Source organism: Allobosea sp. FG18, from assembly GCF_057809495.1.
The window spans coordinates 74521-99185 of the sequence record NZ_JBMDKB010000005.1; the positions used below are offsets into that span (position 1 = coordinate 74521).

Sequence of the window (24665 nt, forward strand, 5' to 3'; positions counted from 1 at the left end):
CTACGCTCTTCGATGGATCCCGGGTCAAGCCCGGGATGACGGGGGAGTTTCCGCGCCCTCAGTCACGAGGCCAGCAGTAGCCCATGTCCCATCTCGTTCTCGAAGGCCTCGGCAAGTCCTACGGCACGGCGGTCGCCGTCGAGGGGCTCGACCTTTCGGTCGCGCGCGGCGAGTTCATCTCGCTGCTTGGCCCCTCCGGCTGCGGCAAGACCACGACGCTGCAGATGATCGCCGGCTTCGTGCCGGTCGATCGCGGCCGCATCCTGCTCGACGGCGGCGATCTCGGCGGCGTCGCCCCCAACAAGCGCGGCCTCGGCATCGTCTTCCAGAGCTATGCGCTCTTTCCCCATATGACGGTGGCGCAGAACATCGCCTTCGGACTGGAAATGCGCGGCGTCGAGAAGGCGGAGCGCGAGAAGCGCACGCTGGAGGCGATGGCGCTGGTCGGGCTGAAGGGCTTCGAGGACCGCTATCCCCGCCGGATGTCGGGCGGGCAGCAGCAGCGCGTCGCACTGGCTCGTGCGCTGGTCATCCGGCCGTCTCTGCTCTTGCTCGACGAACCTCTCTCCAATCTCGACGCCAAGTTGCGCGAGGAGATGCAAGGCGAACTGCGCCAGATCCAGCGCTCGATCGGCACGACCACGATCCTCGTCACCCATGACCAGCACGAGGCGATGGCGCTCTCCGACCGGATCGTCGTGATGAACAAGGGCCGCGTCGAGCAGATCGGCGCGCCGGACACGGTCTATGGCGCGCCCGCTACCGCCTTCGTCGCAAACTTCCTCGGCAAGACCAATGTCCTCAATGCGACAGGCGATGGCCATGGTCGGGTCGCGATCGAAAACCTCTCGGTGCCGTTCGCCGGCGCCCCATCGGGCGCGCTACGCGTCGCAGTGCGTCCCGAGCGCCTCGGCTTCGCGGCAGAGGGCGCAACCGGCTTCAGCGCCCGCATCACCTCGCGCGTCTTCCAGGGTGCGCATTGGCTGCTGACGGCGGAAAGCGCCGCCGGCCCGGTCACGCTGATCCGGCACAATGACGGCGCCCCCGTTCCCGCCGAAGGCGAGAGCGTGAAGCTATGCTTCGGCGCGGGCGACGCGGCGCTCCTGGCGGAGGGCGCAGGCTCATGAGCCCGGATGCTTCCGCCCGCGCAACGCCCTATTGGCTGACGGGTCCTGCGCTCGCCGTCTTCCTCGGCCTCGTCATCATTCCGCTTGGCATGACCGTGCTGCTCGCCTTCTACGATTGGGGTCAGTACAAGGGCATCGTCGCCGAGCTCACGCTGAAGAATTTCCGCGAAATCTTCGGCGACAGCTATTTCCTCGAAGTCTTCCTGCGCACGCTGCGCATCGCCGTGCTGGTGACGCTCTTCGCCATCCTGATCGGCGTGCCCGAAGCCTATATCCTCAACCGCATGTCGCCGGCCTGGCGCGGCCTCTGCCTGCTCGCGATCCTCGGGCCGCTGCTGGTCTCGGTTGTCGCCCGCACGCTCGGCTGGGCGTTGCTGCTGGGCTCGAACGGGCTGGTCAATCGCGGGCTGATGGCGCTCGGCCTGATCGGCCAGCCGCTCGAATTCATGTTCACCGAGACCGGCGTGGTGATCGCGCTCGTCCATGTGCTGATCCCCTTCATGATCCTCGCGGTCTGGGCCTCGCTGCAGCGGCTCGATCCGCAGATCGAGAATGCCGCCCTCTCGCTCGGCGCCTCCCGCCTGACGATCTGGCGTCGCGTGATCCTGCCGCAGATCGTGCCGGGTATCCTCTCGGGCTCGATCATCGTCTTCGCCTTAGCGGCGAGCGCCTTCGCCTCGCCCGCGATCATCGGTGGCCGGCGGCTCAAGGTCGCGGCGACGCTCGCCTATGACGAGTTCCTGAACACGCTGAACTGGCCGCTCGGCGCCGCCGTCGCCGTGTTGCTGCTCGCCGCGCTGGTCATCCTCACCGTCGGCGCCAACCGGCTGGTCGAGCGGCGCTATTCACAGGTGTTCGAATGAGCGGCCTCTTCACTCCGCTCACCCCTCCCGCAGCCCTCATCCTGAGGAGCCGCGAAGCGGCGTCTCGAAGGATGGTCCAGCTATCTCCAGCCTCCTGGAGCGCCCTTCGAGACGCGCCTGCGGCGCTCCTCAGGACGAGGGCTGAGACAGGCAGAGCGAAAGGGGATTGGGCATGAGCCGCAACGGTCCCTTCGCCATCCTGTTCCACACGCTTTTCGTCGTCTTCATGCTGGCGCCGCTGGTGGTGGTTTGCCTCGTCGCCTTCACGCCGGAGGGCTATCTCTCGCTGCCGGGCCGGGTCTGGAGCCTGCGCTGGTTCAAGGCGATCCTGGATTATCCCGAGTTCCTGCGCGCCTTCCGGGATTCGCTCTGGCTGGCGGCGCTGTCCTCCACTGTCGCGATCGGATTGGCAGTGCCCGCCGCGCTCGCCATCGCCCGCTATCGCTTCCCTGGTCGCGAGGCGATGACGGCGCTGTTCATGTCGCCATTGATGGTCCCCCATGTCGTGCTGGGCATCGCCTTCCTGCGCTTCTTCACGCAGATCGGCCTTTCCGGGACCTTCCTCGGGCTGGTGCTGAGCCATATCATCGTGATCATTCCCTTCGCGCTGCGCCTCGTGCTCGCCGCCTCCTACGGGATCGACCGGCGCATCGAGCATGCCGCAATCTCGCTCGGCGCGAGCCCGAGTGTGGTCTTCCGCCGGGTGACGCTGCCACTGATCCTGCCGGGCGTCGTCTCGGGCTGGCTGCTGGCCGCGATCAACTCTTTCGACGAGGTAACGATGACGGTCTTCATCGCCTCGCCCGCCACCACCACGCTCCCCGTCCGGATGTTCCTCTACATCCAGGACAATATCGACCCGCTCATCGCAGCCGTCTCCGCCTGCCTGATCGCCCTGACCGCCATCCTGCTGATGGCGCTGGACAGGCTCTTCGGGCTCGACCGGCTGTTCGTCGGAACCGGAAAAGGCTGAACCCGTGTCCACCACCATCAGAGAACCCGATGTCGCCGTGATCGGCGGCGGCGTGGTCGGCGGCGCCATCGCGCTCGGCCTTGCCCGCAACAGCGCCAAGGTCGCGATCCTCGACGAAGGCGATACCGCCTTCCGTGCCTCGCGCGGCAATTTCGCGCTGGTCTGGGTGCAGTCCAAGGGTTTTGGCATGCCCGATTACGCGCTCTGGTCACGCCGCTCCGCCGATAGCTGGCACGAGCTTGCGGCCTCGCTTGCCGGCGAGACCGGGATCGACGTCGCCCATAGCCAGCCCGGCGGCTTCATGCTCTGCCTCTCGCAGGACGAGCTCGACAAGCGCGTCGACGCGATGCGCCGCCTCCACAACAGCCGGCCGCTGACCGATTTCCCCTATGAAGTGCTCGATCACGCCGAGACCAAGCGGCGCCTGCCCGCGATCGGCAAGGACGTGGTCGGCTCGCTCTATTCCCCGCTCGACGGCCATGTGAATTCGCTGAAGCTGTTTCGGGCGCTGCGTGAGGCGACGGTCCGGCGCGGCGTCGACTACCGCCCGAACAGCCCGGTCGAAAGCATCGTCCCGAAGGATGGCGGCTTCGCCATCACCGGCCCCTGGGGCGAGATGCGGGCCGGCAAGGTCGTGCTCTGCGCCGGGCTCGGCAATGCGCGCCTCGCCTCGATGGTCGGGCTCGATGCACCCGTGAAGCCGAGCAAGGGCCAGATCATCGTCACCGAGAAGACCGAACCCTTCCTGCACAATCCGATGGTCACGGTCCGCCAGACCGACGAGGGCGGCGTCATGATCGGCGACAGCCAGGAGGATCGCGGCTTCGACACCGTGGTCGGCCAGCCGATCCTTTCGACCATGGCGGAACGGGCCGTGAAGATGTTTCCGCGCCTTGCCGGCCTCAACGTGGTCCGCACCTGGTCGGCCTTGCGCGTGATGAGCCCCGACGGCTTCCCGATCTACGACCAGTCCGAAACCCATCCCGGCGCCTTCGTCGTCACCTGCCATTCTGGCGTGACGCTCGCCGCCAACCATGTCCTGACTCTCGCTCCGGCGATCCTCGCCGGCACCTTGCCGGAGAGCGTCGCGAGCTTCACCGCACGGAGGTTCCATGTTCCGGCCCATAGCTGACCTTGCCGCGAGCGGGGAGCTGAGCTTCACCTTCGACGGCCGGCCGATGACGGCGCGTGCGGGCGATACGGTCGCCGCCGCCCTGCTCACTAACGGCATCGTTGCTTGTCGCGAGACCCCGGTCTCCGACACGCCGCGCGCGCCCTATTGCCTGATGGGCGTCTGCTTCGACTGCCTCGTCGTTATCGACGGCATCGGCAACCGGCAGGGCTGCCTCGTCCCGCTCGCGGAGGGCATGCGCATCGAGACCCAGCATGGCCGCCGCCATCTCACGGAGGCCTCGGAATGACTCCGATCGCCAGCATCGAACAGCTCGCCGAGAGCTATGACCTCCTCGTCGTCGGCGCAGGCCCGGCCGGCCTCGCCGCTGCCGCCCGCGCCGCCGAGCTCGGCCTCTCCGTCCTGCTCGCCGACGAGAACCCAGCGCCGGGCGGCCAGATCTACCGCGCGGTGACCACGACGCCGGTGAAGAACCGCGCCATTCTCGGCGATGATTACTGGCGCGGCGCTGACATCGTCGCCCGTTTCGAGCGCTCGCAGGCGGCCTATGTCCCGCGTTGCACCGTCTGGTCGATCGGCCCGGACGAGACCGCGCCCGGCACTTTCGAACTCGGCCTCTCGCTCGACGGCAAGGCCCGCATCATCGGCGCGCGGCAAGTCATCCTCGCCACCGGCGCGCAGGAGCGTCCCTTCCCGATCCCGGGCTGGACCTTGCCCGGTGTGATGACCGCCGGCGCCGCCCAGATCGCGCTCAAATCCGCAGGCGCGATTCCCTCCGGCCGCACCGTCATCGCCGGCTGCGGCCCGCTGCTCTACCTGCTGGCCGGCCAGCTCGCCGCAGCCGGTTGCCAGATCGCCGCCGTGCTCGACACGACGCCGAACGGCAACTGGTCAAAAGCCCTCGCCGCCATCCCCGACTTCCTGCGCTCACCCTATCTCGCCAAGGGCCTGAAGCTGATGCTGTCGACCAGGCGCAAGCTCCGCTTCGTCTCCGGCGTGACCAGTCTCACGGCAACCGGCGATGGAAAACTGGCGACGGTGCAGTTCGAGCAAAGCGGCCGCACCGGCACCATCGCCTGCGACACGTTGCTACTGCATCAGGGCGTGATACCCGGCGTCAACTTCTCCAATGCCGCCGGCTGCGCCCATGATTTCGACACCGAGCAGCACGCCTGGGTGCCGCGCGTCGATGCCTGGTGCGCGGCAACCGTTCCCGGCATCGCCATCGCCGGTGACGGCGCCGGCATCGGCGGGGCTGAAAGCGCGGCCCTGCGCGGCGAGATCGCGGCCTTCGGCGCAGCATTGCGGCTGGGCAAGCTCACCGAGGCCGAACGCGACCGGCAAGCTGCCCCGATCCGCGCCGAACTGGACAAGAAGTTGCGCGGCCGGCGTTTCCTCGACCTGCTTTACAAGCCGGCGCCGCAATTCCTGGCCCCGCCCAGGGACGAGACCATCATCTGCCGCTGCGAGGAGGTCACCGCCGGTCAGGTCCGCGATGCCGCCAAGCGCCTCGGCGTCACCGGCCCCAACCAGATGAAGGCCTTCCTGCGCTGTGGCATGGGGCCCTGCCAGGGCCGCCTCTGCGGCCCGACGGTGGTCGAGCTGATCGCCGAGACACGCGGCACGACCCCGGCCGAAACCGGCTATTACCGCCTGCGCCCACCAATCAAGCCGGTAACGCTGGCCGAGTTGGCGGCCCTGCCGCAGACCGAGGCCTCGGTGAAGGCGGTCGTCCGGTGAGTGAGGGCAGGCGCAGCGCGGATGTGATCGTCATCGGCGGCGGCATCCATGGCTGCTCGACCGCCCTGCATTGCGCCATGCGCGGGCTCTCGGTCATCCTGATCGAGAAGGACCATGCCGGGCGCCACGCTTCCGGCGTCAATGCCGGCGGCGTGCGCCAGCTCGCCCGCCATGTCGCGGAAATCCCGCTCTCCAACACCTCGATGGCGCTCTGGCACAACATCGCCGATCTCGTCGACGACGATTGCGGCTTCACCAGCGACGGGCAGGTACTGGTCGCCGAGGACGAGGCCGATCTGGAGGGCTGTCGCGCCCGCGTCGCCGACCTGACGCTGCGCGGCTTCCACCATGAGGAGATGATCGACGCGAAGGAGCTGCGCTCGATCGTCCCGGCTGTATCCGAGACCTGCCCCGGCGGCGTGATCTCGCGCCGCGACGGCGCCGCCATTCCCTTGCGCGCAACGCAGGCCTTCAAGCGCAAGGCCGAAAGCCTCGGCGCCATCATCCGCGAAGGCGTCCGCGTCACCAAGGTCGAGCAGGACGGGCCGAACTGGCGCGTCGTCACCGACGCCGGTGACTTCCTCACCCCCCGCATCGTCAACGCCGCCGGTGCCTGGGCCGACCGGATCGCCAGCGATCTCGGCGAGCCCGTGCTGTTTGATGTGATTGCGCCGATGCTGATGATCACCGCGCCGCTGCCGGCCTTCATCAAGCCGGTCGTGATCCTGCGTGGGCGAAAACTCTCCTTCAAGCAGTTCGACAACGGCACGGTGCTGATCGGCGGCGGCCATCTCGGGACACCCTTGCGCGACGAGAACGTCACCCTGCTCGACTGGAAGAAGCTCGCGATCAGCGCCGGCACGGTCTGGGACCTTTTCCCGATCATGCGGGGCGCGCCGGTCGTGCGCGCCTGGGCGGGCATCGAGGCTCGCATGCCGGACGACCTGCCGGTCTTCGGCAGGAGCGCCAAGCATGACGGCGTCTACCACCAGTTCGGCTTCTCGGCCCATGGCTTCCAGCTCGGTCCCGGAGCTGGGGCCGTGATGGCGGAGATCATCGCGACCGGCCGCTCGAACGTGCCGATCGACGGCCTCGGCATCGCCCGTTTCACCACCACCCACTGAGTTTCAACGCAGGAGAAGACCCATGGCCATCAAGCGTTCCATCCGCACGCCCATCCAGAACCGCATCGTCGAGACCGGCAATCTCGTCTTCGTCGGCGGCGTCATCGCCGACGACACCACGCAGTCGATGGGTCCGCAGACGCAGAACATCCTCGGCAAGATCGAGGGCTATCTCGGCGAGGTCGGGCTCGACCGCAAGGCGATCGTCGCCGCCCAGATCTTCGTCACCGACCTCTCCCAGAAGAAGGAGATGGATGCCGCCTGGACCGGCTTCTTCGGTGAGGACATGCCGACCCGCGCGACCGTCGGCGTCGCCGATCTCGGCGGCGGCGCGATCATCGAGATCGTGGTCACCGCCGCGCGCTGAGGGCGTCGGCATAGTACAACGCTATAGGCGCAGCGTCGCGCCTGTAGCCCATCCTTGGAAAGCGGAAACGGGGGTGCCCAACCTTCCGGTGCTGGCATAGGGTCGCCACCTGACGACTGCCTCGAGGTCCGCATGCAGCACCCTTCCGACCATGCCGAGATCCGCGACGCGATCGCCCGGCTCTGCGCCGGATTTCCCGGCGAATACTGGCGCAAGCTCGACCGCGAGATGGCCTATCCGACGGAGTTCGTGACCGCTCTCACGGAAAGCGGCTTCCTCTCGGCGCTGATCCCCGAGGAGTATGGCGGCGCCGGCCTCACGCTCTCGGCTGCCGCCGTGATCATGGAGGAGATTCAGCGTCAGGGCTGCAACGGCGCCGCCTGCCACGCCCAGATGTATGTAATGGGCACGGTGCTGCGCCATGGCAGCGAGGACCAGAAGCAGCGCTACCTCCCGAAGATCGCCTCGGGCGACCTCAGGCTGCAGGCTTTCGGCGTCACCGAACCGACCAGCGGCACCGACACGACCGCGCTCCGGACGACCGCCCGCCGCGATGGCGACCACTATGTCGTCAACGGCCAGAAGATCTGGACCAGCCGCGCCGCGCAATCCGACCTGATGCTGCTGCTCGCCCGCACCACGCCGCGCGACCAGGCCGCCAAGCGCACCGACGGGCTCTCGGTCTTCATCCTCGACATGCGCGAGGCGCTGAAGGACGGCCTGACCATCCGGCCGATCCGCACGATGATGAACCACGCCACCACCGAGGTCTTCTTCGACAATGTGAAGGTCCCGGCCGAGAACCTCGTCGGCGAGGAGGGCAAGGGCTTCCGCTACATCCTCTCCGGCATGAATGCCGAGCGCATCCTGATCGCCGCCGAATGCGTCGGTGATGCCAAATGGTTCATCGACAAGGCCTCGACCTACGCCAAGGAGCGCCATGTCTTCGGCCGGCCGATCGGCCAGAACCAGGGCATCCAGTTCCCGATTGCCAAGGCCTACGCCAATATGCGCGCCGCCGAACTGATGGTGCGCGAGGCGATCCGGCTCTACGAGGCCGGCGCCAATCCGGGCGCCGAAGCGAACATGGCGAAGATGCTGGCGGCCGATGCCTCCTTCGAGGCGGCCAATGCCTGCGTGCAGACCCATGGCGGCTTCGGCTTCGCCGAGGAATACGATATCGAGCGCAAGTTCAGGGAGACGCGGCTCTATCAGGTCGCGCCGATCTCGACGAACCTGATCCTGTCCTATCTCGCCGAGCACGTGCTGGGCATGCCGCGCTCCTACTGACAGCGCAGGCACTCGCCACAACCCTTTCGAGTCTTCTTTGCCATAGTGCAAAGAAGGCTCGACCGATCCTGCCTAATGTCCGCTCATGGCATCGTCCCTGCATGACCGCAGGCCGGCGCCCGCACCTCGAACGCCCACCCGCTGGACTTGCGAGCAGGCCGACCCGGACGACCATGAGCATTGATGCCGACCTGCTGCGCGGGGCGCCCCTTTTCGCATCCCTCGCAACGAGCGCGCGGAAGACCATCGCCGCGGCCGCTTCCCTGCGCCATCTCGCCGCCGGCGACAACGCCTTCACGCAGGGCGAACCGGCCGGCGAACTGTTCCTCCTGCTTGCGGGAGGCCTGAAGCTGGCGCGGGCCGGCTGGGACCGGGAGCCGGTGATCCTGCGCCTCGTCCATCCCGGCGAAGTCTTCGATCTCGGGCATGGCCCGCATCGGCTCCGGCACGATGCGACGGCAAGTGCCCTGCGCGACAGCACGCTGGCCGTCTGGCCGCTCGCGTCCTGGCAAAGACTGCTGCATGAGCTGCCGGCCCTGCCCTTCGGGCTGGTGCGGGCGCTCGGCCTCGAACTGGCGGAGACGCAGGGGCGCTTCCTTGAGATCGCCTCGCTCGACGTGCCCCGGCGCCTCGCCCATGCGGTGCTGCGCCTGATCGACCGGGCCGGGCGGCAGGAGGAGGACGGCATGCGCATCGATGTCCCGCTCTCCCGGCAGGATCTCGCGGCCATGACTGGCACCACCCTGCACAATGTCTCGCGCATCCTGACGCGCTGGGAGCGCCACGGCCTGATCATCGGCGGCCGGCGCACGCTGCTGGTGCGCGATATTCCGGCCCTGATGCGCCTCGCGACGGCGGAAGCCTGACTGTGCGCGCCTTACGCCTGCGTCCTGTTTGCCAAAGCGCAAAGAAGGACCTCCGGCCCCTCGCTATCACCGCCTTGTCCCCTGCCGCCGATCTGCGGGGGCTCTTGAGCCGGCGTCGCCGGCGCGCACGCGCAACGGAAGGGTGAACGCATGGCCGAACGTCTGACAAAGGCGGGAGCCCGAAATGTCTTCTATGGCGGATCGATCTTCTTCTTCGCCATCTTCGTCGGGCTAACCGCCCATAGCCACTGGTTCATGCGGACGCAGTCGACCGACGAATCGACGCTGACCCCGGCCGTCGCCCGGGGCAAGCATGTCTGGGAGCGCAACTCCTGCATCAACTGCCACACGCTGCTCGGCGAGGGCGCCTATTTCGCCCCTGAGCTCGGCAATGTCTGGAAGCGCTATGGCGGCGACAAGGACGCAGCCGGTGCCCGCGAGAGCCTGAAGGCCTGGATGGCGGCCCAGCCGACCGGGATCGAGGGTCGGCGCCAGATGCCGCAGTTCAACCTGACCGAGCAGGAACTCAACGATCTCGCCGACTTCCTGGAATGGACGAGCCGGATCAAGACCCAGAACTGGCCGCCCAACGATGCCGGCTGAGACATCGCGACAGGAGAGAGCCATGCCAGGCTACAATACGATGAGATACCAGACCCAGAGCGTCGCGATGCTCTATTTCTACGGCGCGCTTGTGCTCTTCGTCGCGCAGGTCGCCTTCGGGGTCGTCGCGGGGCTGATCTATGTCCTGCCCAATACGCTATCCGAGCTGCTGCCCTTCAACATCGTGCGGATGATCCACACCAACGCCCTGGTGGTCTGGCTGCTGCTCGGCTTCATGGGCGCGACCTATTACCTGCTGCCGGAAGAGGCGCAGACCGAGCTCTACAGCCGCAAGATCGCGGTGGTGCAGTTCTGGCTGTTCTTCGTCGCGGCGGCGATCGCCGTGGTCGGCTATCTCTTCCGCATCCATGAGGGGCGGGAGTTCCTCGAGCAACCCTTCGCGATCAAGGTCGGCATCGTCGTCGTCGTGCTGATGTTCCTGTTCAACATCACCATGACCTCGCTGAAGGGCCGCAAGACCACGGTCACCAACATCCTGCTCTTCGGCCTCTGGGGTCTGGCGCTCTTCTTCCTCTTCGCCTTCTACAACCCGGCCAATCTCGCGCTCGACAAGATGTACTGGTGGTACGTCATCCATCTCTGGGTTGAGGGCGTCTGGGAGCTGATCATGGCTTCCGTGCTGGCCTTCCTGATGATCAAGCTCAACGGCGTCGACCGCGAGGTCGTCGAGAAATGGCTCTATGTCATCGTCGGGCTCGCCCTGTTCTCCGGCATCCTCGGCACCGGCCACCATTATTACTGGATCGGCGCGCCCGGATACTGGCAGTGGATCGGCTCGCTGTTCTCGACGCTGGAGGTCGCGCCCTTCTTCACCATGGTGATCTTCACCGTGCAGATGACCTGGAAGGCCGGCCGCAACCATCCCAACAAGGCCGCCCTGCTCTGGTCGATCGGCTGCTCGGTGATGGCCTTCTTCGGCGCCGGCGTCTGGGGCTTCCTGCACACGCTCTCCTCGGTGAACTACTACACCCACGGCACGCAGGTCACCGCCGCCCACGGCCACCTCGCCTTCTTCGGCGCCTATGTGATGCTGAACCTCGCGATGATGGCCTATGCCATCCCCGAGCTGAAGGGCCGCGCGCCCTACAACCAGTGGCTCTCGATCGCGAGCTTCTGGATGATGTGCACGGCAATGTCGGTGATGACCTTCGCGCTGACCTTCGCCGGCGTCGTCCAGGTCCATCTCCAGCGCGTCCTCGGTCAAAGCTTCATGGACGTGCAGGACCAGATCGCCCTCTTCTACTGGGTTCGGCTCGGCTCCGGCGTGGTGGTGGTGATCTCGGCGCTGATGTTCGTCTGGGCCGTGCTGGTGCCCGGCCGCGAGCGCAGCACCGATCCGGTCGCCCTCGCCCAGCCGGCGGAATGACGCTTCAGCCCGCCGGCCACCCGGCCGGCGGGCTTCCGTTTCCTCGCCCTACGGATTTTCGCGATGAACATGATTCCGCGCCCGCCGATCCTGGCTCCCGCCTGCGTCGACATCCCCGCCTACACTGCCTCCGGCAATGAGCGCTTCCTGTTCGAGAAGGCTTGGGAGAGGCGCCTGCCGCTGCTGCTGAAAGGCCCGACCGGCTCTGGCAAGACCCGCTTCGTCACGCATATGGCCGCGACGCTCGGACTGCCGCTCTACACGATCGCCTGCCATGACGACCTCTCCGCCGCCGATCTCACCGGCCGCCACCTTCTCAAGGGCGGCGAGACCGTCTGGGTCGACGGGCCGCTGACGCGAGCGGTGCGAGAGGGCGGGCTCTGCTATCTCGACGAGATCGTCGAGGCCCGCAAGGACGTCGCGGTGGTGCTGCACCCGCTCACCGACGACCGGCGTATCCTGCCGCTGGAGCGCACCGGCGAGCTGCTCGCAGCCCCGGCCTCTTTCATGATCGCGGTCTCCTACAATCCCGGCTACCAGAACCTGCTGAAGAACCTGAAGCCCTCGACCCGCCAGCGCTTCGTCTCGATCAGCTTCGACTTCCTGCCGCGCGATCAGGAGATCGCCGTGGTCGCGCAGGAAAGCGGGCTCGACGAGGCCGCTGTCGCGCCGCTGGTCGATCTCGCCCGGCGCCTGCGCATACTCAAGGGGCAGGATATCGAGGAGGGCGTCTCGACCCGCCTCGTCGTCTATGCCGCGAGCCTGATCGCCGCCGGCCTGCCACGGCAGGAGGCCGTGATGGCCGCCATCATCGAACCCCTGACCGATGAGCCCGAAATCCGCGCCGGGCTGGTCGAGATCACCCGCGCGGTTCTCGTCTAGGGAGCCCTCCGATGCTGGACTTCCTCGAGCTGGAAGAGACGGTCGGGCGCTTCTGGCACCGCCTGGTCGGCGACACCGCGAGCCTGCCGCATCACCCGCAGGCTGCGGTGACGCTGGCAAGCATGGCGCCGACGCTCGCCGTCTGCTTCCGCGGCTTCGGCGGCGAGCCCGGCGTCAGGATCGTCCCGGCCCGCGAACGCGCCGCCGGCCACCGGCTCAACCTGCGCCAGCGCGTCGGCCTTGGCGAGGAAAGGCTGGCGCAGGCGCTGCGCACGCCGGACAGCCTGCAATTGCCGGCTGAGATCGCGCTCTTCTCGCAGCCAAGGCTCAACCGCGATCTCTATGTCTGGCTCGCCGTCTGCATGGCCGCGATGCCGCCGCGGCCGTCCACCGAAACCGATCCGCTCCAGCGCGACCTCGCCTTGATCGCCACTGCACAGCGCCTCGTCGCAAGGGTCCTCGCTGCCTTTCCCGGTCTCGGCCCGACCTATCGCCGATTGGCCGACGCCCTGCTTGCGAGTCGGCGCCGCGAGGGCCTGCCCGCGACCGAGGCCAAGGTCGAGGCCTTGATCCGTGCCTTGCTCAGTGGCGAGGCCATCGAGATCGCCACTGAGGACTGGCTCGCCAAGGCCCCGGCCGGCTATCTGCCGGCGCTCGGCGTGCCGCTCTGGCCCCTGGCGAGCGCCGCCGCCCCCGCCCGCACCCGTCGCCGCGACGAGGACCAGCCGCCGCCGGCCTCGGCGAAGGCCGAGGAGCAGATGAAGGCCTATACCGCCAGCCGCGACGAGACGGCCGAGGATTGGCGCGAGCGCAGCCCCTTCGCGCTCAACCGCTTCGAGACGATCCTGGCGATGTCCGAGATGGTCGCGGTCGACCGCCCCTCCGACGACAGCGAGGAGCACGAGCCCGAGGCCGCCGACGAGCTCGACGACATGGTGCTGAGCGAGCGCAAGGGCCGCCCGGCCTCGCGCTTCCGCTTCGATCTCGACCTGCCGCCTGAGGCGATGGACGAAACCGCGCTGGCCGGCGCCCTGACCTATCCGGAATGGGATTTCCGCAGCGCAAGCTACCGCGACGACCATTGCCGCGTGCTCGCCGGAATGGCGCAGCAGGAGCAGGCCCCCCCGATGCAGGACGCCGCGACGCGCGCGCTGGTGCGCCAGGTCCGCCGCCGGTTCGAAGCTCTGCGCCCGCTGCGCGAGCCGCAGCGCGGCCAGATCGACGGTCCCGATCTCGATCTCGACGCGGTGGTGCGCCGCCAGGCCGATCTCGCAGCCGGCGGCTCCGGCAGCGACCGCATCCATCTGGCGAGCCGGCCGCAGGCGCATGACCTCGCCGTGACCACGCTGATGGATGTCTCGCTCTCGACCGATTCCTGGTTCGACGACCTGCGTGTGCTCGACGTCGAGAAACAGGCGCTGACCGTCTTCGCCCATGGGCTCGCCGCCTGCGGCGACCACCACGAGATCCTGACCTTCACCTCGCGCCGGCGCGACTGGGTCAGGATCGAGACGGTGAAGCGCTTCGGCGAGGCGATGGGGCCGGCCGTGGAGGCGCGCATCGCCGCGCTGAAGCCCGGCTACTACACCCGTATCGGCACCGCGATCCGCCATGCAGCAGCGGGGCTCAAGGCGCGGCCCGACCGGCGCAAGCTGCTGCTCGTCCTGACCGACGGCAAGCCCAACGACATCGACCACTACGAGGGCCGCTTCGCCATGGAGGATACCCGCATGGCGGTGATCGAGGCGCGCCGCGCCGGCATCTGCGTCTTCGCCGTCACCGTCGACCGGGAGTCGCGCGCCTATATCCCGCATCTCTTCGGCCGCAACGGCCATGCCGTGGTCTCACGGCTCGAACGCCTGCCGGCAGCCCTGCCGGCGATCTACCGCGCGCTGGCGGCTTGAAGGTACTCATTTTAAACGGAACCACGTGGGTCATCCCGGCCGGAGCGAAGCGCAGAGCCGGGATCCATGCCTGAACCTGGATCGGAAGCGCTCTGGCATGGATCCCGGGTCAAGCCCGGGATGACGCCGTGGTTCGATGGACAATCCCGCTCCGAGGAGAACGCCATGACCGACGCCCAGATGGGTCTTGTCGTCGCCACACCCGCGATCATCGTGATGGCCCTGCTGCTCTACCGGATGGGCGTGCTGCAGAAGGGCGGCGTGGCAGCCGCCATCATGATGTCGCTCGCCATCGCCGTCCTGCTCTTCCTCGAACAGTGACCCGGGCAAAGCGACGCTGTTTGCGTTTCGGCAAATTGCCGCCGGGGCACCTTCGCTAGGCTGAATAGCCGCCCGCATCGGGGCCGCAACCGGAGCCGAACCATGACCACCCAGCCCCTCGAGCCGCTCGACGTGCGCACCATTCCGCCGGTCGTGCGCCATGCCACGATCTTCGGCATCATGGAGCGGCTCTCGCCCGGCGACGCCTTCAGGATCGTCAACGATCATGACCCCGCGCCGCTGCGCCGGCAGATCGAGGCACGTTATCCCGGCTCCTATTCCTGGGATTACATCGTGCAGGGCCCGGAGATCTGGCAGGTCGAGATCGGCCGTAACGAAGCCGGCGAGGATGGCCACGCCGCCGATTGCGGCGGCCACGACGAAGGCCATTCCTGCACCTGCGGCCACTGAGCCGCCTCTCGGGAGATCGCAGCCATGCCGATGGCATCGCTGTCCCGCTGGACGATGAGCTATTTCGCGACCGCGCTGGCTTTTCTGCTCGCGGCCGAGGCTCTCGCCGTCGCCGGCATCGGCTATCCCGCTGCCGGCCTCGCCGAACCCGCGACGCTCGTCCTCGTCCATCTCGTGGCGATCGGCTGGCTCAGCCTCGCCATGGCCGGTGCGTTGCTGCAATTCGTGCCGGTTCTGGTCTCCCGCCCCCTCGCCTTCCCCCGTATCGCCCTGCCGGCGCTGCTCGCGCTTATCATCGGCCTCATCCTGCTCTGCGCTGGCTTCGCCACGCTGGCCGGCTGGATCGAGGCCTCGCTCGACCTGCTGCCGCTCGGTGCCGCCTTCCTGCTCTCAGGCTTCTCGCTGCTCGGCCTGATGCTGGGCGCAACGCTCCTGAGCGCGCGCCCGATCGTCCTGTTCGCCCGCTTCGTCCTCACCGGCCTCATTTGCCTGGCCGCCACGGCGCTGAGCGGCACCGCCTTCACGACGCTCCTGTCGGGACGCGGCGACTGGCTCGGCACCGTCACTCTATTGCCCGATGGCCTGCCCTTCCACGCCCTGCTCGGCCTCGGCGGCTGGCTCGGGCTGATCGCCATCGGCGTCAGCTATCGCCTCTTCATCATGTTCATGATGGCGCCGGAGCCGCCGGCCCGCCGGGTACGCCCGGTGCTGCTGTTCGCGAGCCTGGGGCTCGCCCTCGCCTTCGCCGGTCTCATGGCGCCCTTCGCCGGCATCGAAACGGGCGCCGGGTGGATCGCTGCAACACTCGTTGTGCTGATCATGGCCGGCCTGTGCTACGGCCGCGACATCCACGCGCTCTATCACGCCCGCCGGCGCAAGGCGCTGGAGATCAACATGCGCGCCAGCATCCCGGCCTTCGTCGCGCTCGGCCTCGGGTTGGCAGGGCTGCCGGTCGCCATCGTCGCTCATGCGGGCGACGGCTCGATCGCGGCACTCGTCTTTCTGATCGCTTTCGGATGGCTGGGCGGCTTGACGCTGGCGCAGCTCGTGAAGATCGTCTCCTTCGTGACCTGGCTCGAAACCTATGCGCCCCGCCTCGGGCGCGGCCCGGCGCCGCGCGTCGGCGATCTCGTCGCCATGCCGCGAACCGGCTGGTGGTTCCTGCTCTATTATGGCGGGGTCGTGCTGGGGGCTGCCGCGCTGGCCATCGCCGCGCCGACCAGCTTCCGCCTGGCCATGACGCTCTGCCTGGCCGGGACTGCCGGCCTCGTCGCCGAACTCGTCCGCATCCGCCGCTTGTCGCAGATCAAGGCCGCCGACAGGCCGCCGGCGCATGAATGCCCCCGGCTGCTGGCCGCGCGGGCCGAGGAAAGGAGACCCAACCATGTCGAAGCCGGAAGCATCGCCCATCCGCGAGCTTGACGTCCGCCCGATGCTGCGGGCCGGCGCGGAGCCGTTCCAGGCGATCATGGAGGCGGTCAGCGCCCTCGCGCCGGGCGAATCCTTGCGCCTCATTGCACCCTTTCGGCCGGTGCCGCTGTTCTCGGTCATGGCCAATCGCGGCTTTTCCGCCAGCGATCGCCCGCTCGACGGCGGCGACTGGGAGGTCCTGTTCTCACCGGTCGCCGGAATGCAGGCCGAGGCCGGACTCGCCACGGGCAGCAGCCCCTCCGCCCTGTCCTGGGGCAATCCGATCGAAGAACTCGACCTCGTCGATCTCGAGCCGCCCGAGCCGATGGTCCGCATCCTGGAAGCGCTCGAGGACCTGAAGCCCGGCGACGTGCTGTTCGCGCTGCTCGCCCGCGAACCGGTCTTCCTCTTCCCCGAACTGGCCAAGCGCCAGCACGAATGGGCCGGCAATTTCGATGCCTCCGGCACGGCCTATCGCCTGCTCGTGCGCCATGGCGGCGAGAGGGCGCACGGATGAGCGTCAAGCTGGAACGCCTCGTCGAGATCGCGCTGCGCGACGTGCTCGACCCCGAGATCGGCCGCAGCGTCGTCGATCTCGGCCTGATCTACGCGATCGCGGCAGCGCCGGATGGCAGCGTCGCGGTCACCATGACGACGACCACGCGCGGCTGCCCGCTGGCCGGCTTCCTGAAGGAGGCCGTTGCCATGGCGGCCGGCGCGGTCGAGGGCGTCGCCGGGGTCACGGTGACGCTGACCTACGAGCCGGCCTGGGAGCCGGCGATGATCGCCGCCGAATGACGATCCCGGCCAGGATCGTCGGAAATGTTGTGCTGCAACAAAGACCGATTTCGCCAGGCTCCTAAAGTGCTCATGACCGGGCGAACTCCGGTCTTCTGGCAAGGAGACAGGCCATGGGCCAAGGGCTCAAAATGGGCGAAGAACTCAAACTGACCCGCCGCAGCATTCTGGCGGGAGCGGCAGCCACGGGGGCGATCGTCCAGGCGGCTTCCGCGCCGGCTCAGGCGCAGGCCGTGATGACCAAGGCCAGTGCCACCGACATCGCCAAGCTGCCGCGCGTCAAGCCGAAGCTGGTCGATCCCCCCTTCGTGCATGCGCATGAGCAGGTCGCGACCGGTGGGCCGAAGGTCGTCGAGTTCACGATGACGATCCACGAGAAGAAGATCGTCCTCGACGATGCCGGCACCGAGACCTACGCCTTCACCTTCAACGGCACGGTGCCCGGCCCGCTGATGGTCGTGCACGAGGGCGACTATGTCGAGCTGACGCTGATCAACGCCGAAACCAACGAGCTAATGCACAATATCGACTTCCATTCGTCGACAGGTGCACTCGGCGGCGGCGGCCTGACCGAGGTCAACCCCGGCGAGAAGGTCGTGCTGCGCTGGAAGGCCACCCGGCAGGGCGTGTTCGTCTACCACTGCGCCCCTCCCGGCATGGTGCCCTGGCACGTCACGGCGGGCATGAACGGCGCCATCATGGTGCTGCCGCGCGACGGACTGAAGGACGGCCAGGGCAAGGCCCTGAAATACGACAAGGTCTATTATGTCGGCGAGCAGGACTTCTATGTGCCGCGCGACGCGAACGGCAAGTTCAAGCGCTATGCCAGCGTCGGCGAGTCGCATGAGGATGTCGTCAAGGCGATGCGGACGCTGACTCCGACCCACGTCGTGTTCAACGGCAAGGTCGGCGCGCTGACCGGCAAGAATGCGCTCACCGCCAAGGTCGGCGAGACCGTGCTGATCGTCCACTCGCAGGCCAACCGCGACACGCGCCCCCACCTGATCGGCGGCCATGGCGACTATGTCTGGGCCACCGGCAAGTTCCGCAACCCGCCGGAGCGCGACCTGGAGACTTGGTTCATCCCCGGCGGCTGCGCGGGCGCGGCGCTCTATACCTTCCTGCAGCCGGGCATCTACGCCTATGTCAACCACAACCTGATCGAGGCCTTCGAGCTCGGCGCCGCCGGACACTTCAAGGTCGAGGGCGAGTGGAACGACGACCTGATGAAGCAGATCCTGGCCCCGGCCGGCATCTGACGTATCCCCGCCTCCCCGCCATTCGGCGGGGAGGCCCTTCTTCCCGATAGGGATTCCAATCATGGCCACCACGCTGCGCCCGACGCTGCCGGGGCTGACGACCTCGCTCGGCCTCATGCTCCTCGCCGGAGCTGCTGCCCTCCTGCTGGCCGCGCCGATCCGCCGGCCAGCCCCCGCCTTTCCGCTGCCGCAAACGGCGATCGTGCCGCCCGCGACACTGCTGCACCGGCTCGATGGCGAATACAGCCGCGCTGGCCGCCCGGTCGATGCGCCGCGTGTTACGGTCAGGATCACACAGCCCCTCGAAATCATGCGCTATCAGGTGAGCGCCGCCGATTACGCGCGCTGCATCGCGGCCGGCGCCTGCAAGCGCCTCGACAGCCCGGCACCACGCGGCGACCTGCCCGTGACCGGCGTCAGCCATGCCGATGCCAGCGACTATGCCGCCTGGCTGACGCGGGAAACCGGCACGGTCTGGCGCCTGCCGACGGACCGGGAATGGGCCCATGCCGCCGGCTCGCGCCTCGTCGACGATGCCCGCGGCTTCGATGCCGATGCGAACAATCCGGCCCAGCGCTGGCTTGCCGATTACGAGCGCGAAGCCAACCGCAAAGCCGCGAGCGACCCCGCCCCACGACCTGTCGGCAGTTTCGGCGCCAATGAACATGGCGTCCACGACATCGCCGGCAATGTCTGGGAGTGGACGCAGACCTGTCTGCGCCGCGTTTCGCAGGACGCTGCCGGCCGCACGACTGGCGAGACTAGCAATTGCGGCATCTATGTCGTCGAGGGCCAGCACCGCGCGCCGATGACCTTCTTCATCCGCAACCCGAAGAGCGGCGGCTGCTCGGTCGGCACCCCGCCCGACAATCTCGGCTTCCGCCTCGTCCGCGAGCGGAGTTGGCGCGACCGCCTGCCGGCCGGTCTGAACCGGCTGCTGCCGGCATGACCGTCGCGGTTGCCAGCGGCAGCCTCGACGGTGCGAAGCCGGTTCCCGAAACCGGCATGGAACTCCTGCTCTGGATCCTCGTCTGGAGCGAGTTCGTCGTCTTCGGCGCCCTGCTCGGCGCCTTCCTGCTGATCGCCTGGCTAGACCCACCGGCACACGTCGCGTTCCACCGCGAACTCGACTTGCCGCTGGCCAGCGTCGCGACGGCGACTTTGCTGACTAGCGGTTTCTTCGCGGCTCTGGCCGCATCAGGACGAGCCTCGCGCCGGAACCTCATCTTCGCGGCGCTGGGCGGCTTCGCCTTCTGCGCGCTGAAGCTCGCCGCCTTCAGCCATGAATTGCCGGTACTGGCCACAAGCGAGAACCGATTGTTCGAGCTTTATCTGCTGATCACCGGCTTCCATCTCGCGCATGTGTTGTTCGTCGCGATCCTGCTGCTCATGGTCGCCTGGCGCCCGGCGCCGCGACCAGTCGAGACGGTCGCCACGATCTGGCATCTCGTCGATCTCGTCTGGCTGCTGATCCTGCCGGTCATCTATCTGGGCTGAGACGATGCCGGCGCGCGACCTCCCCTTCCCTGCCATCCTGTTCGCCTTGCTTCTCGCCACCGGCGCGAGCCTGCTCGCGGCAACGCAGCTGCCGGCCGGGCCGCGCGGATTCGCCATCGCCGCTCTCAGCCTGATCAAGGCCGGACTCGTCGTCCTCGGCTTCATGCGCCTGCATCGGGCGAGCCCGGTGCTTACGATCGCGCTGATCGGCTATGCGGCGGTGCTGAGCACGCTGGCGGGATTGAGGATCGCAATCGCCGGGTGATGCTGATCGCTGCTCGGCGCTGCGTCTTGTCATTCCGGGGCTTCGCACAGCGAAGAACCCGGAATCCACGACTGGGGGCAGCCTTACGCGTCTCGCTCCGGGCAGCTCACCCCGTCGTGGGTTCCGGGTTCGCGCCTATGGCGCGCCCCGGAATAACAAGGGTGGTTCCGGTCAGGAGCGCTTCAGAAAATCCCTACCTAAACCGCGCGGCTATACTGCCGCGGTGGCTGGTCGAGATGGGCGTCGAACGCCGATGCGACCTTGCGCACCAGCAAGCGCGCTTCGGCCGGCAGCGAGACGCGGTGGCCGTCGAGGCGCACCACGCCCTCCTGCGAGAGCTGACCGAGCCGTTGGAAGGAGCTTTCGAGGATGCTCGGATCGGCCTGATGCCGGGCGCAGACCGCATCGATATCAACAGTCAGATCGCACATCACCCGCTCGATCAGTTCGGCGCGCAGACGATCCTCGGCGGTGAGGCGATAGCCACGCGCCGTCGGCAGGGCGCTGTCGGCGATCTGCTCGGCATAGCGGCCGATCACCACCTCGTTCTGGACGTAGCCCTGCGGCAATCGCCCGATCGCCGAAGCGCCGAAGCCGATCAGCGCCTCGCAGCGGTCGGTGGTGTAGCCTTGGAAATTGCGATGGAGCCCGCCCTGCACCAGGGCGCACGCCATCGGATCATCCGGTAGAGCGAAGTGGTCGAGCCCAATGCGAACATAGCCGGCCGCCACGAGCCGCTGCGCCATCGCCTCGGCCTGCTCGTGCCGCGCTTCGCCATCCGGCAGCTCGGCGGTGACGATGCGGCGCTGGTGCTTCTTGAATTCGGGCACATGCGCGTAGCCGAAGATCGAGAACCGGTCGGGCCGCATCGCCAGGCATTGCTCGACGGTGTCGAGACAGGACTGGAGCGTCTGCCGCGGCAGCCCGTAGATCAGGTCGAAGCTGACCGCTGCGATGCCGGCGCCGCGCAGGCCGGTGACGACCGCCGCCGTCTGCTCGACACTCTGGATGCGGTTGATCGCCTTCTGCACGGCAGGGTCGAAGCTCTGCACGCCGAGGCTCGCGCGGTTGACCCCGGCCTCGGCAAGCGCGGCGATCATGCCGGGTTCAAGCCGGCGCGGATCGATCTCGACCGCGATCTCGGCGGTCGGATGCAGCAGGAAATGCTGCCGCAGCAACGCGACCAGCGCGACGAAATCCTGGGGGTCGAGGATGGTCGGCGTGCCCCCGCCGAAATGGACATGGCGCACATCGAGCGGCGCGGAAAGCCTTTCGGCGACCAGGGCGATCTCCCCGCGCAAGGCCGCGAGGTAATCGACGATCGGCCCGTTGCGCAGCGCGACCGTGGTGTGGCAGCCGCAATACCAGCACATCGAACGGCAGAACGGCACATGCAGATAGAGCGAGGCGGTGGTCCCCGCCGTCAGCTCCTTCAGCCAGCCGGCATAGCTCTTCGCATCGACGGCAGCGCTGAAATGCGGGGCGGTCGGATAGCTCGTATAGCGCGGAAGCCGTTCATCTCGGTATGGCGCGGCCTGCATCGGTCAGCTCCGGGCTGTTGTCCTGGAGCCCGCTGACTAGCTGGTTTGGCCGGTTGCTTCCTTGATCGAGGGCAAACAGCATCCCCGGTCCGTGAACGCAGGAGCCTCGTCAGCCCGCGGGCGAGGCAACCGCTTCCGGCGCAAGACTGACGCGGTCGAGCTTCGGCGTCATCGTGTCGAGCAAGGGCAGCGCCGCCGCACCGAGCGCCGCCGTCAAGCGCCCGGTCGCGCCGCGCTGGACGCGCGGGATCGTCCGCCCCGGCCGGTTCGCCACCGAGATCGGCAGAGGTGACATCGCCGCGATCAGCGCATCGATCACCGTGTCCGGCATCTCACCGCCGAGGATGACGGTCTCCGGGTCGAACAGGTTCTCCAGCATCGTCACGACCGGCGCCAGCAGCCCGGCTGCCTCCGCGATCCAACCGGACAAGGCGGGATGGCCCTGCCCATGCAGGCGCGCGACCTCCTCCGGCCCAACCTCGGCGAGCCCGGCCTCGCGCAAGGTCTCCGCCAGCGCATGGAAGGAGGCATAGCGTTCGAGGCAGCCATGCCCGCCACAGGCGCAGGCGCGGCCATCGCGAACGACCGGGATATGGCCGATCTCGCCGGCATTGCCGAAGGCCCCGCGATAGGGCTGGCCTGCGACGATGACGCCAAGCCCAAGGCCCGCGCCGAAATAGATCTGACAGAAATGACGCAGGTTGCGGCCGAGCCCATGGAGATGCTCGCCAACCGCCGCCGCATTGGCGTCGTTCTCGATCACCACCGGCGTGTTGAGAGCGTCCTGCAGAAGCTGCGCGGCATCCTGCCCGGCCCAACCGGGCAGCGGCGAGGTCCCGACCGAGTTCATGCCCTCGATCTCGAAGGGGCCTGGCATCACCACCCCGCAGCCGAGCAGGCGCTCGGGCAGGCCGGCCTCGCGCCTGACCGCTGCCAGCTCTGCCGCAGCCATCTTCTGCACGCCCGCGACGGTCGTGTCCGCGAGAGGCGCGATGCGCTGCGCCCTGACCCGCCCGGCGAGGTCGACGAGGACGGTGGTGACGTGATCGGCCGCGATTTCCATCCCCGCAGTCATCCCGCCCTCGGGATTGACCGCGAACTCCACCGGCGGCTGGCCCCGCGCCGTCCGGCGCCGGCCGAGCTCGGTCAGGAAGCCCTCTTCGACCAATTCGGCGACGATGTTCGAGACCGCCTGCGCGGTTAGCTTCGTCAGGACCGCTATATCGGACCGGCCGAGCTGCCCGTGCTGGCGTACGGTTTCCAGCACCACCCGGCGGTTATGGCTGCGCGTCCGCTCGGGGTTGGTGCCGACGGCGACGCTGCGGGAGGGAGGGACGGAACGGTTCGGCATAGGCTGTCGCGTTGGATCGGGTCGACAGCCTGCTCCGGCAATTAATCCAACTCAAGTGAATTAATTGATTGACAGCCGCCGGCCGCCAAGACGACGATATCGGCGAGCCTCCCGAATGCCGTCCGCCGGCAGGGACGGAGGACGCTGAAATCAGGGGAGAGGGTCATGCGCGGCTTACGCGGGATGCTGTTGGGTCTGATGGTCTCGGTCGGCGCGGTCGCCGGCGCGAAGGCGCAGACCGTCGAGATCGAGTACTGGCAGTATGTCTTCGACGCGCGCGTCAAGGCGATGACCGAGCTGATCAAGCGCTTCGAGGCCGCCAATCCGAATATCAAGGTCAAGCAGACGACCTTCCCCTATGCCGACTACCAGACCAAGATCGCCGCAGCGATGCCGGCTGGCCAGGGCCCGGATGTCGTGCAGCTCTTCTATGGCTGGCTCGACAATTTCGTCGGCGCCAAGTTCATCCAGCCGCTGCCGCGCGACGCCTTCCCGCCTGCCGCGATCGAGAAGGAATTCTATCCGATCGTCTCGGCGATGAAGCGCGACGGCGAGTATTACGCCCTGCCGACGGCGGTGCGCTCGCTCGCGCTGTTCTACAACAAGAAGCTCTTCCAGGAGGCGGGGCTCAACCCGAACACGCCGCCGAAGACCGTCGACGAACTGCTCGACTTCGCCAAGAAGACGACCAAGCGCGACGGCGCCGGCAACATGCTCTCGGCCGGCATCACGCTTGACTTCCCCGGCCAGGATTACCATTGGTGGCGCGAGACGCTGCTGCGCCAGAATGGCGGCGCGCCCTATAGCGACGACAACAAGAAGGTCACCTACGACAGCGAGGTCGGCGCCAAGTCGCTGAACTGGTATGCCGATCTCCAGCGCACTCACAAGGTCGGCCAGGTCGGCTTCATGGACGAGGGCCAGGCCGCCTTCCGCGCCGGCCGCGCCGCGATGACAATCGACGGCTCCTTCCGCCTCGGCGCCTTCGGCGGCATCAAGGCCTTCGAATGGGGCGTCGCGGAACTGCCCGCCTCGGCCGACGGCAAGAAGGCGAATTTCGCCAGCTACTGGGTCAACGCCATCACCACCAAGCCGACCGGCCCGAAGCTGGAAGCGGCCAAGAAGTTCCTCGCCTTCGTCACCACGCCCGAGGCGATGCAGCTCTGGCTCGAGACCGTCGGCGAGTTGCCAGCCCGCAAGGAAGCGGCCGAGACCGAGAAGAACCTGAACCACCCGGTCTACGGGCCGTTCCTCAAGGCGCTCAACTACGCGCACGCCACGGTCTTCGTCGACGAGCTGGCTCAGCGCCAGGTCTCGCTCGACATGATCAACCGCGTGCTGCTGCAGAACCAGGACGCCAAGGCCGCGCTGGCGGAGTCCGCCAAGGCCGAGCAGGCCATCCTCGACCGCTTCTACAAGAAGTGAGAGCCCGCGCGTGAACCACGCCGTCATCCCGGCCGCAGCGCAGCGGAGCGCCGGGATCCATCATAGTGCTCCGACGCTCGACGATGGATCCCGGATCGGCGCGGCTTCGCCGCTTGTCCGGGATGACGC

The 24665-nt window shown here is 67.8% G+C and carries 26 protein-coding genes; 24 read left to right on the forward strand and 2 right to left on the reverse strand.

Annotated elements, in window-relative coordinates:
- Positions 1 to 83: 83 nt before the first annotated feature.
- From ACODTJ_RS07450 to ACODTJ_RS07560, 23 genes are all read left to right on the forward strand, one after another.
- Positions 84 to 1127, forward strand: a complete 1044-nt coding sequence (locus ACODTJ_RS07450; RefSeq protein ID WP_454654851.1) for an ABC transporter ATP-binding protein — start codon at positions 84 to 86, stop codon at positions 1125 to 1127.
- Positions 1124 to 1990 (forward strand): ABC transporter permease, encoded by an 867-nt coding sequence (locus ACODTJ_RS07455; RefSeq protein ID WP_454654849.1) that lies wholly within the window; start codon positions 1124 to 1126, stop codon positions 1988 to 1990. The genes ACODTJ_RS07450 and ACODTJ_RS07455 overlap by 4 nt, the downstream gene beginning before the upstream one ends.
- Before the next feature lie 172 nt (positions 1991 to 2162).
- Positions 2163 to 2963 (forward strand): ABC transporter permease, encoded by an 801-nt coding sequence (locus ACODTJ_RS07460; RefSeq protein WP_454654847.1) that lies wholly within the window; start codon positions 2163 to 2165, stop codon positions 2961 to 2963.
- Positions 2964 to 2967: 4 nt separating this feature from the next.
- A complete protein-coding gene (locus ACODTJ_RS07465) occupies positions 2968 to 4095 on the forward strand; it encodes an NAD(P)/FAD-dependent oxidoreductase (RefSeq protein WP_454654846.1) in 1128 nt (375 codons plus the stop codon).
- Positions 4076 to 4384, forward strand: a complete 309-nt coding sequence (locus ACODTJ_RS07470; RefSeq protein ID WP_454654845.1) for a (2Fe-2S)-binding protein — start codon at positions 4076 to 4078, stop codon at positions 4382 to 4384. Before ACODTJ_RS07465 ends, ACODTJ_RS07470 begins: the two co-directional genes overlap by 20 nt.
- Positions 4381 to 5835 (forward strand): FAD/NAD(P)-dependent oxidoreductase, encoded by a 1455-nt coding sequence (locus ACODTJ_RS07475; RefSeq protein WP_454654843.1) that lies wholly within the window; start codon positions 4381 to 4383, stop codon positions 5833 to 5835. The genes ACODTJ_RS07470 and ACODTJ_RS07475 overlap by 4 nt, the downstream gene beginning before the upstream one ends.
- A complete protein-coding gene (locus tag ACODTJ_RS07480; RefSeq protein WP_454654841.1) occupies positions 5832 to 6959 on the forward strand; it encodes an NAD(P)/FAD-dependent oxidoreductase in 1128 nt (375 codons plus the stop codon). Before ACODTJ_RS07475 ends, ACODTJ_RS07480 begins: the two co-directional genes overlap by 4 nt.
- A 22-nt stretch (positions 6960 to 6981) precedes the next feature.
- Positions 6982 to 7326, forward strand: coding sequence for a RidA family protein (locus ACODTJ_RS07485; protein WP_047574586.1), 345 nt, complete (start codon positions 6982 to 6984; stop codon positions 7324 to 7326).
- A 132-nt stretch (positions 7327 to 7458) separates the two neighbouring features.
- On the forward strand, positions 7459 to 8616 hold the full coding sequence (locus ACODTJ_RS07490; protein ID WP_454654839.1) for an acyl-CoA dehydrogenase family protein: 1158 nt from the start codon (positions 7459 to 7461) through the stop codon (positions 8614 to 8616).
- A gap of 173 nt (positions 8617 to 8789) precedes the next feature.
- Positions 8790 to 9482, forward strand: coding sequence for a Crp/Fnr family transcriptional regulator (locus ACODTJ_RS07495; RefSeq protein WP_454654837.1), 693 nt, complete (start codon positions 8790 to 8792; stop codon positions 9480 to 9482).
- Positions 9483 to 9632: 150 nt separating this feature from the next.
- A complete protein-coding gene (locus ACODTJ_RS07500; RefSeq protein WP_113587314.1) occupies positions 9633 to 10085 on the forward strand; it encodes a c-type cytochrome in 453 nt (150 codons plus the stop codon).
- Positions 10086 to 10125: 40 nt separating this feature from the next.
- Positions 10126 to 11472: a cbb3-type cytochrome c oxidase subunit I gene (locus tag ACODTJ_RS07505; RefSeq protein ID WP_454658932.1), complete on the forward strand. Its 1347-nt coding sequence runs from the start codon at positions 10126 to 10128 to the stop codon at positions 11470 to 11472.
- 69 nt (positions 11473 to 11541) lie between these two features.
- Positions 11542 to 12354 (forward strand): CbbQ/NirQ/NorQ/GpvN family protein, encoded by an 813-nt coding sequence (locus tag ACODTJ_RS07510; RefSeq protein WP_454658931.1) that lies wholly within the window; start codon positions 11542 to 11544, stop codon positions 12352 to 12354.
- Positions 12355 to 12365: 11 nt separating this feature from the next.
- Positions 12366 to 14258 carry a nitric oxide reductase activation protein NorD gene (locus ACODTJ_RS07515; RefSeq protein WP_488848042.1) on the forward strand — a complete coding sequence of 631 codons (1893 nt, stop codon included), beginning with the start codon at positions 12366 to 12368 and terminating at the stop codon, positions 14256 to 14258.
- A 165-nt stretch (positions 14259 to 14423) separates the two neighbouring features.
- Positions 14424 to 14579 carry a hypothetical protein gene (locus ACODTJ_RS07520; RefSeq protein ID WP_291653205.1) on the forward strand — a complete coding sequence of 52 codons (156 nt, stop codon included), beginning with the start codon at positions 14424 to 14426 and terminating at the stop codon, positions 14577 to 14579.
- 102 nt (positions 14580 to 14681) lie between these two features.
- Positions 14682 to 14990, forward strand: a complete 309-nt coding sequence (locus ACODTJ_RS07525) for a DUF2249 domain-containing protein (protein ID WP_454654833.1) — start codon at positions 14682 to 14684, stop codon at positions 14988 to 14990.
- Between the two features lie 24 nt (positions 14991 to 15014).
- Entirely contained in the window at positions 15015 to 16412 is a 1398-nt protein-coding gene (locus ACODTJ_RS07530; protein WP_454654832.1) for a hypothetical protein, read from the forward strand.
- On the forward strand, positions 16375 to 16917 hold the full coding sequence (locus tag ACODTJ_RS07535; RefSeq protein ID WP_454654830.1) for a DUF2249 domain-containing protein: 543 nt from the start codon (positions 16375 to 16377) through the stop codon (positions 16915 to 16917). Before ACODTJ_RS07530 ends, ACODTJ_RS07535 begins: the two co-directional genes overlap by 38 nt.
- Complete coding sequence (locus tag ACODTJ_RS07540) at positions 16914 to 17198, forward strand: metal-sulfur cluster assembly factor (protein ID WP_454654829.1); 285 nt, start codon at positions 16914 to 16916, stop codon at positions 17196 to 17198. The genes ACODTJ_RS07535 and ACODTJ_RS07540 overlap by 4 nt, the downstream gene beginning before the upstream one ends.
- A gap of 131 nt (positions 17199 to 17329) precedes the next feature.
- Positions 17330 to 18457 (forward strand): copper-containing nitrite reductase, encoded by a 1128-nt coding sequence (nirK, locus tag ACODTJ_RS07545; protein ID WP_454658930.1) that lies wholly within the window; start codon positions 17330 to 17332, stop codon positions 18455 to 18457.
- Between the two features lie 61 nt (positions 18458 to 18518).
- A complete protein-coding gene (locus ACODTJ_RS07550; RefSeq protein WP_454654827.1) occupies positions 18519 to 19406 on the forward strand; it encodes an SUMF1/EgtB/PvdO family nonheme iron enzyme in 888 nt (295 codons plus the stop codon).
- On the forward strand, positions 19403 to 19954 hold the full coding sequence (locus ACODTJ_RS07555) for a cytochrome c oxidase subunit 3 family protein (protein WP_454654825.1): 552 nt from the start codon (positions 19403 to 19405) through the stop codon (positions 19952 to 19954). Before ACODTJ_RS07550 ends, ACODTJ_RS07555 begins: the two co-directional genes overlap by 4 nt.
- A 4-nt stretch (positions 19955 to 19958) precedes the next feature.
- The gene (locus ACODTJ_RS07560) at positions 19959 to 20219 is read left to right on the forward strand and encodes a hypothetical protein (protein ID WP_454654823.1); all 261 of its coding nucleotides are present in this window, start codon (positions 19959 to 19961) and stop codon (positions 20217 to 20219) included.
- Between the two features lie 197 nt (positions 20220 to 20416).
- Here ACODTJ_RS07560 and hemN read toward each other — a convergent pair whose 3' ends face one another.
- Together hemN and ACODTJ_RS07570 are read right to left on the reverse strand one after the other, a co-directional pair.
- Entirely contained in the window at positions 20417 to 21760 is a 1344-nt protein-coding gene (gene hemN / locus ACODTJ_RS07565; RefSeq protein ID WP_454654822.1) for an oxygen-independent coproporphyrinogen III oxidase, read from the reverse strand.
- Between the two features lie 109 nt (positions 21761 to 21869).
- Positions 21870 to 23111, reverse strand: coding sequence for an ROK family protein (locus tag ACODTJ_RS07570; protein WP_454654821.1), 1242 nt, complete (start codon positions 23109 to 23111; stop codon positions 21870 to 21872).
- Positions 23112 to 23276: 165 nt separating this feature from the next.
- On the opposite strand from ACODTJ_RS07570, the gene ACODTJ_RS07575 reads away from it, so the two are divergent.
- Positions 23277 to 24536, forward strand: coding sequence for a sugar ABC transporter substrate-binding protein (locus ACODTJ_RS07575; protein ID WP_454654820.1), 1260 nt, complete (start codon positions 23277 to 23279; stop codon positions 24534 to 24536).
- Positions 24537 to 24665: the final 129 nt, after the last annotated feature.

What these genes read in the sequence shown, in the direction of transcription:
- ACODTJ_RS07450 (WP_454654851.1), top strand. Translation starts at nt 84, where the DNA reads ATGTCCCATCTCGTTCTCGAAGGCCTCGGCAAGTCCTACGGCACGGCG.
- ACODTJ_RS07455 (WP_454654849.1), top strand. Translation starts at nt 1,124, where the DNA reads ATGAGCCCGGATGCTTCCGCCCGCGCAACGCCCTATTGGCTGACGGGT.
- ACODTJ_RS07460 (WP_454654847.1), top strand. Translation starts at nt 2,163, where the DNA reads ATGAGCCGCAACGGTCCCTTCGCCATCCTGTTCCACACGCTTTTCGTC.
- ACODTJ_RS07470 (WP_454654845.1), top strand. Translation starts at nt 4,076, where the DNA reads ATGTTCCGGCCCATAGCTGACCTTGCCGCGAGCGGGGAGCTGAGCTTC.
- ACODTJ_RS07475 (WP_454654843.1), top strand. Translation starts at nt 4,381, where the DNA reads ATGACTCCGATCGCCAGCATCGAACAGCTCGCCGAGAGCTATGACCTC.
- ACODTJ_RS07485 (WP_047574586.1), top strand. Translation starts at nt 6,982, where the DNA reads ATGGCCATCAAGCGTTCCATCCGCACGCCCATCCAGAACCGCATCGTC.
- ACODTJ_RS07490 (WP_454654839.1), top strand. Translation starts at nt 7,459, where the DNA reads ATGCAGCACCCTTCCGACCATGCCGAGATCCGCGACGCGATCGCCCGG.
- ACODTJ_RS07495 (WP_454654837.1), top strand. Translation starts at nt 8,790, where the DNA reads ATGAGCATTGATGCCGACCTGCTGCGCGGGGCGCCCCTTTTCGCATCC.
- ACODTJ_RS07500 (WP_113587314.1), top strand. Translation starts at nt 9,633, where the DNA reads ATGGCCGAACGTCTGACAAAGGCGGGAGCCCGAAATGTCTTCTATGGC.
- ACODTJ_RS07505 (WP_454658932.1), top strand. Translation starts at nt 10,126, where the DNA reads ATGAGATACCAGACCCAGAGCGTCGCGATGCTCTATTTCTACGGCGCG.
- ACODTJ_RS07510 (WP_454658931.1), top strand. Translation starts at nt 11,542, where the DNA reads ATGATTCCGCGCCCGCCGATCCTGGCTCCCGCCTGCGTCGACATCCCC.
- ACODTJ_RS07515 (WP_488848042.1), top strand. Translation starts at nt 12,366, where the DNA reads ATGCTGGACTTCCTCGAGCTGGAAGAGACGGTCGGGCGCTTCTGGCAC.
- ACODTJ_RS07520 (WP_291653205.1), top strand. Translation starts at nt 14,424, where the DNA reads ATGACCGACGCCCAGATGGGTCTTGTCGTCGCCACACCCGCGATCATC.
- ACODTJ_RS07525 (WP_454654833.1), top strand. Translation starts at nt 14,682, where the DNA reads ATGACCACCCAGCCCCTCGAGCCGCTCGACGTGCGCACCATTCCGCCG.
- ACODTJ_RS07530 (WP_454654832.1), top strand. Translation starts at nt 15,015, where the DNA reads ATGCCGATGGCATCGCTGTCCCGCTGGACGATGAGCTATTTCGCGACC.
- ACODTJ_RS07535 (WP_454654830.1), top strand. Translation starts at nt 16,375, where the DNA reads ATGTCGAAGCCGGAAGCATCGCCCATCCGCGAGCTTGACGTCCGCCCG.
- ACODTJ_RS07540 (WP_454654829.1), top strand. Translation starts at nt 16,914, where the DNA reads ATGAGCGTCAAGCTGGAACGCCTCGTCGAGATCGCGCTGCGCGACGTG.
- nirK (WP_454658930.1), top strand. Translation starts at nt 17,330, where the DNA reads ATGGGCGAAGAACTCAAACTGACCCGCCGCAGCATTCTGGCGGGAGCG.
- ACODTJ_RS07550 (WP_454654827.1), top strand. Translation starts at nt 18,519, where the DNA reads ATGGCCACCACGCTGCGCCCGACGCTGCCGGGGCTGACGACCTCGCTC.
- ACODTJ_RS07555 (WP_454654825.1), top strand. Translation starts at nt 19,403, where the DNA reads ATGACCGTCGCGGTTGCCAGCGGCAGCCTCGACGGTGCGAAGCCGGTT.
- ACODTJ_RS07560 (WP_454654823.1), top strand. Translation starts at nt 19,959, where the DNA reads ATGCCGGCGCGCGACCTCCCCTTCCCTGCCATCCTGTTCGCCTTGCTT.
- hemN (WP_454654822.1), bottom strand. Translation starts at nt 21,760, where the DNA reads ATGCAGGCCGCGCCATACCGAGATGAACGGCTTCCGCGCTATACGAGC.
- ACODTJ_RS07570 (WP_454654821.1), bottom strand. Translation starts at nt 23,111, where the DNA reads ATGCCGAACCGTTCCGTCCCTCCCTCCCGCAGCGTCGCCGTCGGCACC.
- ACODTJ_RS07575 (WP_454654820.1), top strand. Translation starts at nt 23,277, where the DNA reads ATGCGCGGCTTACGCGGGATGCTGTTGGGTCTGATGGTCTCGGTCGGC.